Genomic DNA, 13,009 nt, shown 5'->3' on the forward strand with positions numbered 1-13,009 from the left:
GCCCAATTCAAGCCTTGGTCAGCTTCACGATCGTCGAATTGCCGCCGCCGCGCTGTTCGGTGACGGCGTAGACGGCGCCGTCAGGGCCGACTTTCACGTCTCGGATGCGGGCGTCGAGGGGGACGCGTTCCTCGTGTTTCACCCGGTCGTTTTCCATATGCAGGACGACGACGCCCTGGCTGACGAGGCCGCCGACGAGGAAGGCGCCCTTCCATTCGGGGATGGCATCGGCATCGTAATAGGCCATGCCCGAGGGGGCGATGACGGGGTCCCAGTAGTAGACGGGCTGTTCGGTGTCGGCCATCTGGGTAACGCCGTCGCCGACCGCCTTGCCGCTGTATTCGACACCATAGGTCACTTCCGGCCAGCCATAGTTCTTGCCGGCTTCGGGTCGGTTCAACTCATCACCGCCCTTTGGGCCATGCTCGACGGTCCACAGGCGGCCTTGGCCGTCTATCGTCGCGGATTGCAGGTTGCGGTGTCCGAGCGACCAGATTTCCGGCTGAGCGTTGTCCTGCCCAGCAAAGGGATTGCCGTCGAAGGCTTCGCCGGTCTGTTTGATGCGGAAGATCTTGCCAAGGCCACTCGTCAGGTCCTGCGCCTGGACGCGCGGCTCGGCATCGGAGCGTTCGCCGACCGTAACATAGAGTTCGCCTTGAGGACCGAAGGCGAGACGGGAGCCGAAATGCTTGTTGCCGTCGTAGCTCGGCATCTGGCGGAAGATGACGGCGACCTCTTCGAGTGTGCCGCCGCCTTGATCGTCGGGGACGAGGCGGGCCGAGGCGACCGAGGTACCGTTGCCGTCGTCGCGCGGTTCGGAGAAGGAGAAGAAGATCTTGCCCGAGGTCTCGTAGTCCGGAGCAAGCGCCACATCAAGCAGGCCACCCTGGCCATTCGCCATTACTTCCGGCACACCGGCGATTTCGGGACCGGCCTTGCCGTCGGTGCCGATGATGTGCATGGCGCCCGCTTTTGCGGTCACCAGCATGCGGCCGTCGGGCAGAAATTCCATCGCCCAGAGATGCGGCAGGCCTTCGGCGACGACCTCGGTCTTGATCTTGGCCACCTCTGGCGGCTGCGGCGCGCGGGTCTGGCCGTCAAACGCCGGCTGCTGCTGCGGCGCATTGGGCGCCTGGGTCTCGGCCGGTGCGCCGGCTTGCTGGGCAAGTGCGGGTAGGGAGAGAACGCTGGCGGAGAGGATGGTTCCGGCAAGGATGAGGGGCAGGCGGGGCATGTCTATCTCCTGGTCTTCGTGAACGGTCCGGGTGTGAACGCTGATGTGGGGCCCATGCTCCTGATCGGAAGATGGAGGCTCATCAAGTTTGGTTCATCACCGAGTGATCAGCGCTGGCCTGTATGGACAGAAAAAAAGGCGGGGCCTTCCGGTCCCGCCCTTTGTCTCTCAAGCCATCAAGCCGCTGTCTTTACCCAAGGGCCGAGGATTGGCGAATTGGCAAAGAGCCGCTCGCGATCCCTCCACAGCGCGGGCAGGGCAAGCACGCCGAGTGCGGCAAGGGTGATCGCGGTCTTGGTCAGCTGCGACAGTTCCGGCGTGCGGCCGTCGATGTAGTAGACCATGTAGACGATCAGCACGTGCCAGACATAGATCTGCAGCGAGTGGCGACCGAGCAGCTGGAGAAAGTTCAGCGTGAACAGGCTGGTGAGGCCGGATGCGAGCTTCTGGATGATCGGGCTGCGATGGCGCGGGCCGGCGATCAGGACCCAGGCGATGCCATAGGCAACGGCTGCGAAGTTGATCAGATAGACCGGGCCAAAATCGGCTCGCACTTCCATCAGGCCGAATTTCTCCAAAACGAAGCCCGGCATCAAGCCGTGGGCGGTGGTGATGCGTAGCGGCAGGAAGAAGATGGTGATGGCGAGGGCCGTCCAGGCAAGCGTGGTGCGCTTGGGGTCGAAGACCTTCTGCCACTCGATCTTGCCCATCGAGGTGAGGGTGCCCGCAATGATGCCGGCGAAGAAGACGATCTGCCAGCCCATCAGGTTGAAGCTCACGCGCAGCCCTTCCTTGTCGGGCGCGCCGGCAAGCCAGCCGTTCAGCGGATAGGTGATCATGCGGTGGAGGCCGAGTTGGGCGGCGAGCCACACGAGCAGCGAGGCGATGGCGACGCCCAGCCACTGGCCACGCAGGCAGAACCAGATGACGATGGGCGCAAAGACCATATAGGCGATGTATTGCGGCAGGATGTCCATGAAGGTCGGTTGCACCAGGAATGTCGCAACTGGTGCCAGCGAGGCCGGATCCTTCAGGCTGACGGTGCCGAGCCAGTTCTGCCAGGCCTGGGTCGCGCCGGGTAGCACGAGCTGAAGGACGAGGATGACGAGAACGACGCCCATCGCATAGCGATAGAGTTCCAGGGCTCGCGACCAGATGCGGTCTCGGCCGACATGATAGCCGTCCTTCATCATCTTGCGCGCGTAGACCATGCCGGTCAGCAGGCCTGACAGGAAGACAAATCCCTGGGCATCTTCAACGAAGGCAAGGTTTCGATGGTTGATCTCGACGAGCCAGAGGCCGCCAGCGAACACCATGTGATTGATGAGCATGAAGACGAGGAAATAGCCTCGCATGCCATCGATGACGTCCAATCTTTTCACGTTCGACTCCCGCGTTAGCCCCCGGAACCCGACCGGGGGCGATCTTCAACCGCATCGTGTTGACAATGCGGCGGAAGGGCCGAAGGGGCCGATCCGTACGGGATGAACGGGAACTTTCCACAAAAGTTCCCGCTTCAAGGTCACCTGGACGTGAAGGAAGTGTGCAGTGCACGCGGCGAATCAGAGGCCCAGGAAGGCGAGCATGATGAAGGTGGCGAAGAGGACGAAATGGGTCATGCCCTCGATGGCATTGGTCTCGCCGTCGTTCAGATTGATGGCGGCCGCGATGAGCGTGATGGCAACCATGGTGGTCTGGACGGGCGTCATGGCCATGACGAAGGGCTGGCCCGTGTAAAGGGCGATCCCCTCCATGACGGGTACCGTCAGGATGACCGTGGAGAGCGATGCCCCCATGGCGATGTTGATCGTCGCCTGCATGCGGTTGCGCAGGGCCGCGCGCAGTGCTGTCAGGATTTCCGGGGCTGCCGAGATGGCGGCAACCAGGATGGCCGTGAGGGCGACCGGGGCGCCGGTACCCTCAAGCCCGGCATCCATCAGCACTGCCATCACCTCGGCCAGAATGCCGATCAGCACGACGCCGAACAGGATGACACCGATCGACCAGACCGCCGACGTGGGCGGGGCTTCCGTCTTGTCTTTCGCCGAAGCCGGAGCGACGCCGCCGCGTTTGCTCTTTCCGCCGGAAGCCGGCCTTGGCTTTGGGGCTGCCGGCGGGGCCGCAGCGCGACTCGGGTAGCTGTAGGAGAAGAAATAGCTGTGGGTGCCGACCTGCATGCGCAGGAAGAGTCCGTAGAGCGCCAGCATCGCGAAGATGGTGAACACGGAATAATACTGCCAGCGGTCGGTGGGGATGAATTCCGGCACGACCATGGAAATGCCCATGGCGGTCAGGATCATCACGCCATAGGTCTTGCCGCTGTCGTCATTATACGGCTGTTCGCCGTGCTTCAGGCCGCCGATGAGGGCAGCGAGGCCGAGGATGCCGTTGATGTCCAGCATGACGGCGGAATAGATGGTGTCGCGCACCAGCGTCGGGGAGGCCCCCTTGTTCATCATGATCGCGAGGATGATGACTTCCACCGCGACTGCGGACAGGGTGAGGATCATCGTTCCATAGGGATCGCCGACCTTGTGGGCGAGGATCTCTGCATGGTGGGCAACACGCATGGAGCCGATGACGATCGCGGCGATCAGGATGACGGCACCGACCAGCGAGGCGACCTGGCCATGTTCGAGCAACGCATGCTCGCCAAACCATGCGGCGATCCCCAGCAGGATGGGGATGAGCAGGAGCCTTTCCTGCTTCAGTGCGGACATCATTCTGGGCTGCTCCTTCGGTTGGCTCCCGTTAACGGGTGGAACATAGCTGTGTTCCCTCGACAAGACCCGGTTGCCTTCCAGATTTGCGCCCCGGCGTTTTTGATGGAATAATCCCTTTAGCCCGAGAGGAGAAGGCTATGGTGAAGATCATCTACGAGATCGTCCCTCACGACGGCGGCTGGGCCTATCGGCTTGGCCAAGTCTATTCGGAAGCGTTCGAGACGCATGACCAGGCGCTGGAGGCGGTGCGCATTGTCGTTGCCGAGCAGCAGGTCGGGGACGAGCCGGTGACGATCAGCTATCAGGACGAAAACGGCCGCTGGCGGGAAGAATACAGCGACGGCGGAGATCGGCCGGAGATCGAGGTCGTCGACGCCTTTGTCGAGACCTCCGCACCTCCGGGTTGACCCTTCATCCGAGAATGCCGTTTACGGTCGGGTCGAAGGCCTGGAGGCGGGCGTTGGGCCCGCAAAGGCAATGAGCCCCGCCACCAGGGCGTCGAAGGTCGTGCGAAAGCGCGGCGTGGTCTTTAGGCTCTCATGCATGACCACATAGGTTTCAAGCCCGATATCGAGCAGGCCCGGGAGCACTTCCACGAGATCAGGATCGTTCCGACCCAGAGCGACCTGACACACCCCGATGCCGACGCCGGCGCGGATGGCCGCCATCTGGGCGAGATTGCTGTCGGCGCGAAACTTGAAGTGCAGATTGGCCACCATCGGATTGTTTTTGAGGATCTCACGGATATAGGCGAGCTGCCTGTCGAAGCCGATCATGCGGTGGTGTGAAAGCTCCGCGAGCGTGGTCGGTATGCCGTGACGTTCCAGGTAGCGCCTATGGGCATAAAAACCCATGGGAAGCACGCCGATGCGCCGGCTGAGAAGGGCCGCTTGACGCGGCGTTGTCATGCGCACGGCAATGTCGGCTTCCTGGTTCAGGAGATCCTCGACGGTGTCGGAAGCGGAAAGTTCGATCTCGAGTGCAGGATGGCGTTCCTGCAGTTCGGCCAGAATCGTCGGCAGAGCTTCGATGGCGATCACCTCGCTGGCGCTGATGCGGATCGTTCCGCACACTTCTTCCATGTCGCCGGAGGCAATGCGGGCGAGGGATGCCGACATCGCAGCCATGGATCGGGCGTGCCCATGCATGGCGCGCGCCTTTTCCGTCGGCAACAGTCCCTGCGGCCCGCGCAGGAAGAGAGGGCCGCCGAAAGCCTGTTCCAGCGCCTCGATGTGGCGCCCGGCCGTCGGTTGCGTGAGGCCGAGGCTGCGCGCTGCGGCCGACAGGGAGCCGCTGTCGAGCACGGCGAGGAAGGTGCGGTAGTGGTCCCAGCTGATTTGATCGGTGTCCATGCATTTATGTATAGCAGATCGACAATATTCGGCAATTTTGAATATCGTGGCGGCGTGTCATCCTTTCAGCAGATCCGAACTGAAGGAGATCGACATGACTGAGATGAATGCCATTGCACCACGTCCTCTGGCGCTTGTGCTCGGTGCCACAGGTGGTGTCGGCGGCGCTCTCGCCGAAGCCTTGCTCGCGCGTGGTTATCGGGTGCGCGCGATGCATCGCAACCCGGGAGCGCAGATGGCGGCACGGCCGGCCTATGAATGGGTGAAAGGCGATGCCATGAATGCGGCAGACGTTCTGCGCGCAGCGGAGGGCGTCCGGTTGATCGTGCATGGGGTCAATCCGCCCGGCTATCGCAACTGGGGGCAGCTGGTGTTGCCGATGATCGACAACACGATTGCGGCCGCGCGGGCTGTCGGTGCGAGCATCCTGATGCCCGGCACGATCTACAATTACGGGCCGGATGCCTTTCCGCTGCTGTCCGAAGACAGTCCGCAGACACCCACCAGCATCAAGGGGGGAATCCGCGTGGAGCTGGAGCGGCGGCTCAAGCGGGCCTCCGAAGACGGCGTGCCGGTGATCCTGGTGCGGGCGGGCGATTTCTTCGGCCCTGAGGCCGGCAATAACTGGTTTGCGCAGGGGCTTGTTATGCCGGGCAAGCCGGTGCGCTTCGTCATCAATCCGGGGCGCAAGGGCGCCGGCCATGCCTGGGCTTATCTTCCCGATGTGGCAGAGACCTTCATGCAGTTGCTCGACCGCGCCGATCAGCTGCCGACCTTCGCCCGCTTTCACATGGATGGATTTTTCGACGCCGATGGGAGCCAGATGGCCAAGGCGATCGGCCGGGCGGTCGGCAAACCGTCGATCCGAATCTGGTCCTTTCCCTGGCTGCTCGCCGGGCTTGCGAGGCCTTTCGTGCCGCTGATGCGTGAGCTGCACGAGATGCGCTATCTCTGGAAAACGACTGTTCGCCTCGACAATCGCCTGTTGGTGGAGCGTCTGGGGGCTGAGCCGCGCACGCCGCTCGACGAGGCCGTGAAGGCGACGCTTTCGAGCCTGGGATGCCTCGATCCCGCGACGGGTCCATCGGCCCCGGCTGCACGCGCCGTCGTGACAGGCGGTGCCGCATGACGGCGGCATCTATAAAAGGGTCCGGGCAGGCCCTGGCATCCGGCCTGTTCTCCGGCTTCGCAGTCCTGACGCTGGTCGGCATTGCCGGTCAGTTCGTGCTGGCGGGGATGTCGATCTTCGGCGCTGCCGATGCCTGGGGGCTGCACGGGCTTTTCGGTGGTCTGGTTTCCCTGCCGGTGCTTGCAATGCTCTGCCTGACCTTCTGGGCCCCCGCGCTGCGGGTGCTGCGGCGGGAGGCCGGTATCCTGACAGCGGTCTATCTGGTGCAGTTGGTTCTGGCGGGTCTGAGGTCCGACTTCCCGATGATTGCCGCGCTGCATCCGCTCAATGCACTGATCATGGCCGATGTTGCGATGGGCATTGCCAAGACCCGGTTCTCGGTCGCGCAGTCCTGACCTAGGGCATTTCCGGCGAAAACCGAGTCGCCTTCAATGCTCTATGTCTTTGTTTTCACACAATTCCGGAAGCAAGACCGCTTCGCACTTTTGCTGGGAATTGCTCTAGACAAAGCCCCCGCATCCGCGATGCGGGGGCTTTGTTTCGGAGCTTTCTTCTCGATCAGGCAAGCGTCGGATAGGTCGTGTATCCTTGAGCGCCGCCGCCATAGAGCGTTGCGGCTTCCACTTCGTTCCAGGCCGTGTCTTCCTTCAAGCGGCGGACAAGGTCCGGATTGGCGATGAAGGGACGACCGAAGGCGACGACATCGGCGTAACCGCCTTCCACCGCTTCGAGGGCGGCTGCCCGGTCATAGCCATTGTTGACCATCCAGGTGCCTTTGCCGCCCTTGGCGCGGTAGGCAGCCTTCAATGCCTTCCAGTCGAAGGGCAGGACGTCGCGCGGGCCGCCGGTGGCGCCTTCGATGACGTGGATGAAGGCGAGATCGAAGCCAGCAAGCTTTTCGACCAGTGCCGTGTAGACGGCGGCCGGATCGGGGTCCGAAACGTCGTTGGCCGGCGTCGTCGGGGAGATGCGGATCCCGGTGCGATCGGCGCCGATTTCCTTGACGATGGCATCAACGACTTCGATCGTCAGGCGAATGCGGTTTTCGATCGAGCCGCCATAGGCGTCGGTGCGCTGGTTGCTGTTCGAGCGCATGAACTGCTCCAGCAGATAACCATTTGCGGCATGGATTTCGACGCCGTCGAAGCCGGCCTCGATGGCCGCGCGTGCGGCGTGGCGATAATCCTCGATCAGGCCCGGGATCTCCGAGAGATCCAGCGCGCGCGGCTCGGAGGTTTCGGCGAAGGCCCCGGAACCGTCAGCGTTCAAGATGTAGGTCTTGGACTTGGCAGCGATGGCCGAAGGCGCCACCGGCTTGCCGCCGTCAGGCTGCAGCGAGGTGTGCGAGATGCGGCCGACGTGCCAGAGCTGGGTGACGATCTTGCCGCCGGCCGCATGCACGGCAGCGGTGACTTTCTTCCAGCCTTCGATGGCTTCCGGCAGGTAGAGGCCGGGCACGTCGGCATAACCCTGGGCCTGGTGGCTGATGGCGGTGCCTTCGCTGACGATCAGGCCGGCAGTGGCGCGCTGGCGGTAATATTCGACATTCAGGTCATTCGGTATGGCGCCCGGCGACCGATTGCGGGTCAGGGGCGCCATGGCAACGCGGTTCGACAGGGAAATGTTTCCGACGGTCGTCGGTTCAAAGAGCTTGGACATGTAACCTCTTGAGCGTTTCCGGCGGTGGGAGGGTGGTCGCCGGGAACCGGGATGTGGGAGGTCAGAGCATGCCGTTCAAGGTCTTGATGAATTCAGCAATGGTATCTTCGTCACGGCGATAGAGCACGCGCTGGCCCACACGCTTGGAGCTGATGAGGCCCGCGCGCTGCAAGGTTGCCAGATGTGCGGATACGGCGGATTGCGACAGGCCGGAGCGCTCGAACTGGCCGGCGCTGATGCCTTCGCCGGCTTCTTCCTTCGGAACGCCGAAATATTCGTCGGGCTCCTTCAGCCAGATCAGCATCTCCATGCGCGCAGGATGCGCCAGCGCCTTCATCACATCCTCTAGGTACATAAACCCTCCAAGTGTATTCGGTCTTGATCAACGGAGCGAAACTCCGCGCATTCCTTTTTATGGGGTTGCGGCGATAGTTCCGCGTTACGCTTCAAATTCCGGAGAGCAGGATTTGTTCCAGGCGAAAGCCAAAAAAAGAGGGCCACTGGAAAACCAGGGCCCTTTAAATTGTGAAGGTTAAAACCTCCAGAGGGGAACAGCTGCTGCGGTGGAACTGGGAGGAAAAAGCCACCATGTGCATCAGCTGTGTGCGATATGGTGGTTTTTTGTGCAGTGAACAATGCTTTTTTATGCATGTCAGGCATGCGGTGAGCGCAGGTCAGTGCGCGAGGCATACAATTTTGCCCTGCGAAGGCGCTCAGAAGTTCCAGTTTCTGGCCTTTGCGACGATGAAATCGCGGAAGGCCTTCAGCTTCGCCGCGTTCTTGATTTCGTCGGGATAACAGAAATAGGTATCGAAGGAGGGCACATCCGCACTCGTCACCAGCTGCAGCAGGCCCGGATCGCGACCGACGATATAGTCCGGCAGCATGGCAATGCCGATGCCGAGCAGGCAGGCACGCTTGATCGAGGTCAGGCTGTTGATCTGCAGATGCGGCGTGCGCGGATTGTCGGAGGTGCGTCCGGCGACCTCCAGCCAGTTCACGTCCAGCAGGTAGTTGGGTGCCGGCTCGCCGAAGGTGATGATCCTGTGGTTGTCGAGATCCTCGATCGACTGTGGCTCGCCATAGCGGTTGATGTAGGACGGTGCCGCATACACGTGCATATGCACGGTGAAGAGCTTGCGCTGGATGAGATCCGATTGCTGCGGTTGGCGCAGGCGGATGGCGCAGTCGGCGTGGCGCATGTTCACATCCAGCTCCTCGTTGTCGAGGATGAGCTGGATCGACATGTCGGGGTGGAGCTGCAGGAATTCCTGGACCTTGTCGGTCAGCCAGCCCTGGCCCAGGCCCACGGTGGTCGTTACACGCAGTTTGCCGGATGGTTTCTCCGTCGTCTCGGTCAGCTGCATCTTCACGGTCTGCAGCTTCAGCAGCACATCATGCGCCGTGCGATAGAGCAGTTCGCCCTGTTCGGTAAGAATCAGGCCGCGCGCATGGCGGTGGAAGAGCTTGACGCCGATATCCTGCTCCAGCGAGGAGACCTGACGGCTGATGGCCGACTGCGAGAGATGCAGCTTGTCGGCGGCATGCGTGAAGGAGCCGGCTTCGGCGGCCGCATGAAAAATGCGCAGTTTGTCCCAGTCCAGCGGCATGCCGCCCCCTCTCATGGCGGCTATTCCGCCGCTTGCTGGGTGGGGACCGACAGGGCGGTCAGGTAGCGCTCGGCTTCGAGCGCCGCCATGCAGCCCATGCCGGCAGCGGTAATCGCCTGGCGATAGACGTCGTCGGTGACGTCACCGGCGGCGAAGATGCCGGGCACATCGGTCGCGGTCGAATCGGGAGCGGTCCAGAGATACCCGTTGGACTTCAGCTTCAGCTTGCCCTTGAACAATTCGACGGCCGGGGCATGACCGATCGCGACGAAGACGCCGTCGATCGGCATGTCGGTGACAGCCCCGGTCAGCTGGTCCTTGAGCCTGACGCCCGAGACGGACGGCGGCATCGGCGGCTTGGCGGGCGTGCCGGTGATTTCCTCGACCGTGGTGTTCCAGAGGACACGGATGTTGTCCTTGGCAAAGAGGCGTTCCTGCAGGATCTTTTCCGAGCGGAACGAGTCACGGCGATGCACGACAGTGACCGACTTGCAGATATGCGAGAGGTAAAGCGCTTCCTCGACTGCAGAATTGCCGCCGCCGACGACGATGACGTCCTTGTTGCGATAGAAGAAGCCGTCGCAGGTGGCGCAGGCAGAGACGCCGAAGCCCTGGAAATGCTGCTCGCTCTCGATGCCCAGCCACTTTGCCTTCGCGCCCGTGCAGATGATCAGCGTATCTGATGTCCAGACCTGGCCACTATCGGTTTTCACGGTGAAGGGGCGGTGGCTCGTGTCGACTTCTGTCACGAGGTCGCTGACGATCTCGGTGCCGACATGGATCGCCTGGTTCAGCATCTGCTCCATCAACCAGGGACCCTGGATCGGATCGGCGAAGCCGGGATAGTTTTCCACGTCTGTCGTGATCATCAGCTGGCCACCCTGTTCCATGCCGGCGATGAGGACCGGCTTCAGCATGGCGCGGGCGGCATAAATGGCAGCGGTATAACCGGCGGGGCCGGAGCCGATGATCAGCACCTTGGTGTGGCGGGCGGTCATCTCAGTTCCTTTCAAATCGCGGCGGCGGAGGGCGAAGTCCCCTCTCAAATGGGTGGGAGCAAGGTTCCCCGCAATGGTCGGCCCATTTAGGATTGAAGCGTCACGCAATTCAAGGCCGGGAATGCATTAGCAACAAGGTGATTGACCGGCATGCGCAATTATTGTGCGCAAACTCGACACTTTCTTGCCTGCTGCATTTTTTCGGATAGATAACTGAGGACGATCAGCGGGAGCGAGCATGCTCAGACTTGAACTCGACGCCATCGACCTGCGCATTCTCAAGGAATTGCAGCAGGACGGGCGCATGACCAATGTGGAACTGTCCGAGCGTGTCGGCATTTCCGCCCCGCCCTGTCTGCGCCGTGTGCGCAAGCTCGAGGAGGCGGGCGTGATCGAAAGCTATCACGCCGTGTTGAATGCCAACAAACTCGGCTACGACCTCGTCGCCTTCTGCATGGTCGGCCTCAAGCACCAGTCGGAAGCCAATCTCAAGGCCTTTGCCGCAGCAACCGACAGCTGGCCGATCGTCCGTCAGGCGTGGATGGTCAACGGCGACAGCGATTTCCTTTTGCATTGCGTGGCCGCGAACCTGACAAAGTTCCAGGACTTCGTCATCGAAGTGCTGACGGCCAACGAACATGTGGACACTGTCCGGACGATGCTGACGATCCGGCAGGTGAAGAAGGTCGGATTGCTGGAGGTTTGAGCTTCATCCGCAAGGCCGGTTGGTCGACTACACAAATCCGAAGACTTGAATAGGATGAATCCGGTGGCGCGAAAGAAAACGGCGTTCGAACAATTCTTCTCCCTGAACTGGCACCGCAAGCGCCTGGGTGGCGCAAAGCATGTGAAATCCTCCGGCGATTTCGCGGCCATGAAGGTGACGCTGGTGGATGGCGATGCTCCGAAGCAGACCCGTGGCTCTGCGAAGTCACTCGATGAACATCTCGAGAACCTCAGGAAGGAATTTGCGGGGCAGCCCGAGCTGCTCTGGCACCATGCCAAGCTCATCGTGCTCCTGCGCCGCGGGGTGGATACCGAAACGGTCTTTGCTCAGTTCTCTGAACTCTGGGACGCGGAGGGCCTCTATCTCTGCGAGGCTCTCAATCTGCGCTGGCTCGTTTCCGCGACCGACACCTTCGCTGACCATGCATCCGACAGCGAGACGCGGGTTCTGGCGACCCTGGTTTCGCTTCTGGTCAACACGGTAAAGATCTACGAGACCGAACGCATATTGGCCGATGGCGAACCCTTGCCGCTCTCGCCGGCAAAAGTGGCGCGGGTCCAGAATGAACTCATCCCTTTGTTTTCTGGGCTTTCCTGCTTCACCATCGGTACGGATGACACCTTGCGGAACACGCGCTGGCGGCTCGATCCCCTGATGGAGAAGGGCGCGGTGGGCCTCATTCTGAAAACCGTCTTTGATCGCCTTCAGGTCGAGGACACCGCTTTTGCCCGGCTCAGGGCAGTACATCACCGTGAACGGACGGGGTGGTGGTCGAGCTGATCGGGGTCAACTGGCCAAGATAGCCGAAATCCTGACGCTCCACGGAGAGCCGGGTGCGTTCTGCCCGACCGAAAACTTGTAGCTGGCGCAAACCCATCCTCAGTTGAGCCCGGATTCGGCGCAGGCGGTGGCGCCAGTTCCCCTTCGTGCGTGCGCCGTTCACTGGGGAGATCGAGGATATGGTCTCGAGCGGCGCGTCGACCTGTTCGGCCGTGGCGCGGTCGCTCTGAAAAGCGAGGGGCGGAACGGCCTGATAGGCGTCAAGGCTGTAGCAGGCGCAGATGACAGCATCGGCCAAGCCACAGGTCGTTTCGGTCGCGGCCAGCAATTTGCGTGCACCGTTCGGCCAAAGGACATAGGCGGCTGCTCCGGACCGGTCCTGATAGAGGCGTCGGAGCTTCGGATATCGGGCCGCACGACGCGAGAGCAGCTTCTTGCGGCCTCGGGTCTCCAATGTGACAAAATCCATGTCCGTTGCTGTGGCGAGGCTGTCGAGCAAGGCCGGCAGCTGATCGGAGAGAATCGCATCATCCTCCAGGATCAGTATGGGATCGCCCTGGCTTGCGACCACCTGCCAGGCCTGCTGATGGCTGAGAAGGCATGCCCGTTCGGCGCGCGTCAGAGGTCGCTCCCAGGTCTCCCAATAGGGGGTGTCCGCCGTTTCGTCGGCGTTTTTGTCGAATGCCGGCATGCGCTCATGGGCAATTCCGAGGATAGACAGTTGTCGCTCCTGGAATATCCGCCTTTCCAAGGCGGCTTCGAGATTGATCACCAATGCTCTCATGGTTCTCCCATTG

Annotated in this window: 14 protein-coding genes; 5 read left to right on the forward strand and 9 right to left on the reverse strand. The window is 61.9% G+C overall.

The annotated features are described in order from the left end of the window. Window positions 1-7: 7 nt before the first annotated feature. The 3 genes from DFO46_RS04815 to DFO46_RS04825 all read right to left on the reverse strand — a co-directional run bounded on the left by DFO46_RS04815 (window position 8) and on the right by DFO46_RS04825 (window position 3,954). The gene (locus tag DFO46_RS04815) at window positions 8-1,234 is read right to left on the reverse strand and encodes a PQQ-dependent sugar dehydrogenase (RefSeq protein ID WP_120276520.1); all 1,227 of its coding nucleotides are present in this window, start codon (window positions 1,232-1,234) and stop codon (window positions 8-10) included. A 176-nt stretch (window positions 1,235-1,410) separates the two neighbouring features. Then, window positions 1,411-2,616, reverse strand: a complete 1,206-nt coding sequence (gene opgC, locus DFO46_RS04820) for an OpgC domain-containing protein (protein ID WP_183041840.1) — start codon at window positions 2,614-2,616, stop codon at window positions 1,411-1,413. 180 nt (window positions 2,617-2,796) lie between these two features. Continuing rightward, window positions 2,797-3,954, reverse strand: a complete 1,158-nt coding sequence (locus DFO46_RS04825; protein WP_183041922.1) for a calcium:proton antiporter — start codon at window positions 3,952-3,954, stop codon at window positions 2,797-2,799. 140 nt (window positions 3,955-4,094) lie between these two features. Between DFO46_RS04825 and DFO46_RS04830 the strand changes: the two genes are divergently transcribed. Continuing rightward, window positions 4,095-4,364, forward strand: coding sequence for a DUF2188 domain-containing protein (locus tag DFO46_RS04830; RefSeq protein WP_120276522.1), 270 nt, complete (start codon window positions 4,095-4,097; stop codon window positions 4,362-4,364). Window positions 4,365-4,385: 21 nt separating this feature from the next. On the opposite strand, the gene DFO46_RS04835 is transcribed toward DFO46_RS04830, so the two are convergent. Then, complete coding sequence (locus tag DFO46_RS04835) at window positions 4,386-5,309, reverse strand: LysR family transcriptional regulator (protein ID WP_120276523.1); 924 nt, start codon at window positions 5,307-5,309, stop codon at window positions 4,386-4,388. A 103-nt stretch (window positions 5,310-5,412) separates the two neighbouring features. Between DFO46_RS04835 and DFO46_RS04840 the strand changes: the two genes are divergently transcribed. Together DFO46_RS04840 and DFO46_RS04845 are read left to right on the forward strand one after the other, a co-directional pair. Next, window positions 5,413-6,438 carry an NAD(P)H-binding protein gene (locus tag DFO46_RS04840; protein ID WP_120278142.1) on the forward strand — a complete coding sequence of 342 codons (1,026 nt, stop codon included), beginning with the start codon at window positions 5,413-5,415 and terminating at the stop codon, window positions 6,436-6,438. Next, the gene (locus DFO46_RS04845; protein ID WP_120276524.1) at window positions 6,435-6,833 is read left to right on the forward strand and encodes a DUF6220 domain-containing protein; all 399 of its coding nucleotides are present in this window, start codon (window positions 6,435-6,437) and stop codon (window positions 6,831-6,833) included. Before DFO46_RS04840 ends, DFO46_RS04845 begins: the two co-directional genes overlap by 4 nt. A 163-nt stretch (window positions 6,834-6,996) precedes the next feature. Here DFO46_RS04845 and DFO46_RS04850 read toward each other — a convergent pair whose 3' ends face one another. From DFO46_RS04850 to trxB, 4 genes are all read right to left on the reverse strand, one after another. Then, window positions 6,997-8,097 carry an alkene reductase gene (locus DFO46_RS04850; RefSeq protein ID WP_120276525.1) on the reverse strand — a complete coding sequence of 367 codons (1,101 nt, stop codon included), beginning with the start codon at window positions 8,095-8,097 and terminating at the stop codon, window positions 6,997-6,999. Window positions 8,098-8,158: 61 nt separating this feature from the next. Beyond that, window positions 8,159-8,452, reverse strand: a complete 294-nt coding sequence (locus tag DFO46_RS04855) for a metalloregulator ArsR/SmtB family transcription factor (protein ID WP_110790875.1) — start codon at window positions 8,450-8,452, stop codon at window positions 8,159-8,161. A 358-nt stretch (window positions 8,453-8,810) separates the two neighbouring features. Further along, the gene (locus DFO46_RS04865; protein ID WP_110790874.1) at window positions 8,811-9,707 is read right to left on the reverse strand and encodes a LysR family transcriptional regulator VtlR; all 897 of its coding nucleotides are present in this window, start codon (window positions 9,705-9,707) and stop codon (window positions 8,811-8,813) included. Between the two features lie 20 nt (window positions 9,708-9,727). Then, a complete protein-coding gene (trxB, locus tag DFO46_RS04870) occupies window positions 9,728-10,705 on the reverse strand; it encodes a thioredoxin-disulfide reductase (RefSeq protein WP_110790873.1) in 978 nt (325 codons plus the stop codon). A gap of 238 nt (window positions 10,706-10,943) precedes the next feature. On the opposite strand from trxB, the gene DFO46_RS04875 reads away from it, so the two are divergent. Both DFO46_RS04875 and DFO46_RS04880 read left to right on the forward strand, forming a co-directional pair. Next, window positions 10,944-11,411, forward strand: coding sequence for an Lrp/AsnC family transcriptional regulator (locus DFO46_RS04875; protein ID WP_110790872.1), 468 nt, complete (start codon window positions 10,944-10,946; stop codon window positions 11,409-11,411). A 63-nt stretch (window positions 11,412-11,474) separates the two neighbouring features. Next, window positions 11,475-12,212, forward strand: coding sequence for a hypothetical protein (locus tag DFO46_RS04880; RefSeq protein WP_210210621.1), 738 nt, complete (start codon window positions 11,475-11,477; stop codon window positions 12,210-12,212). Here the strand turns inward: DFO46_RS04880 and DFO46_RS04885 are convergent. Beyond that, window positions 12,166-12,996: a glycosyltransferase family 25 protein gene (locus DFO46_RS04885; RefSeq protein WP_120276527.1), complete on the reverse strand. Its 831-nt coding sequence runs from the start codon at window positions 12,994-12,996 to the stop codon at window positions 12,166-12,168. The two genes, DFO46_RS04880 and DFO46_RS04885, sit on opposite strands and share 47 nt — an antisense overlap. Between the last annotated feature and the right edge of the window lie 13 nt (window positions 12,997-13,009).

It is taken from the genome of Rhizobium sp. AG855 (assembly GCF_003610655.1).
Lineage (GTDB): Bacteria > Pseudomonadota > Alphaproteobacteria > Rhizobiales > Rhizobiaceae > Allorhizobium > Allorhizobium wuzhouense.

What these genes read in the sequence shown, in the direction of transcription:
- DFO46_RS04825 (WP_183041922.1), bottom strand. Translation starts at nt 3,954, where the DNA reads ATGTCCGCACTGAAGCAGGAAAGGCTCCTGCTCATCCCCATCCTGCTG.
- DFO46_RS04855 (WP_110790875.1), bottom strand. Translation starts at nt 8,452, where the DNA reads ATGTACCTAGAGGATGTGATGAAGGCGCTGGCGCATCCTGCGCGCATG.
- DFO46_RS04865 (WP_110790874.1), bottom strand. Translation starts at nt 9,707, where the DNA reads ATGCCGCTGGACTGGGACAAACTGCGCATTTTTCATGCGGCCGCCGAA.
- DFO46_RS04885 (WP_120276527.1), bottom strand. Translation starts at nt 12,996, where the DNA reads ATGAGAGCATTGGTGATCAATCTCGAAGCCGCCTTGGAAAGGCGGATA.
- DFO46_RS04830 (WP_120276522.1), top strand. Translation starts at nt 4,095, where the DNA reads ATGGTGAAGATCATCTACGAGATCGTCCCTCACGACGGCGGCTGGGCC.
- DFO46_RS04815 (WP_120276520.1), bottom strand. Translation starts at nt 1,234, where the DNA reads ATGCCCCGCCTGCCCCTCATCCTTGCCGGAACCATCCTCTCCGCCAGC.
- DFO46_RS04835 (WP_120276523.1), bottom strand. Translation starts at nt 5,309, where the DNA reads ATGGACACCGATCAAATCAGCTGGGACCACTACCGCACCTTCCTCGCC.
- DFO46_RS04850 (WP_120276525.1), bottom strand. Translation starts at nt 8,097, where the DNA reads ATGTCCAAGCTCTTTGAACCGACGACCGTCGGAAACATTTCCCTGTCG.
- DFO46_RS04875 (WP_110790872.1), top strand. Translation starts at nt 10,944, where the DNA reads ATGCTCAGACTTGAACTCGACGCCATCGACCTGCGCATTCTCAAGGAA.
- DFO46_RS04840 (WP_120278142.1), top strand. Translation starts at nt 5,413, where the DNA reads ATGAATGCCATTGCACCACGTCCTCTGGCGCTTGTGCTCGGTGCCACA.
- trxB (WP_110790873.1), bottom strand. Translation starts at nt 10,705, where the DNA reads ATGACCGCCCGCCACACCAAGGTGCTGATCATCGGCTCCGGCCCCGCC.
- DFO46_RS04845 (WP_120276524.1), top strand. Translation starts at nt 6,435, where the DNA reads ATGACGGCGGCATCTATAAAAGGGTCCGGGCAGGCCCTGGCATCCGGC.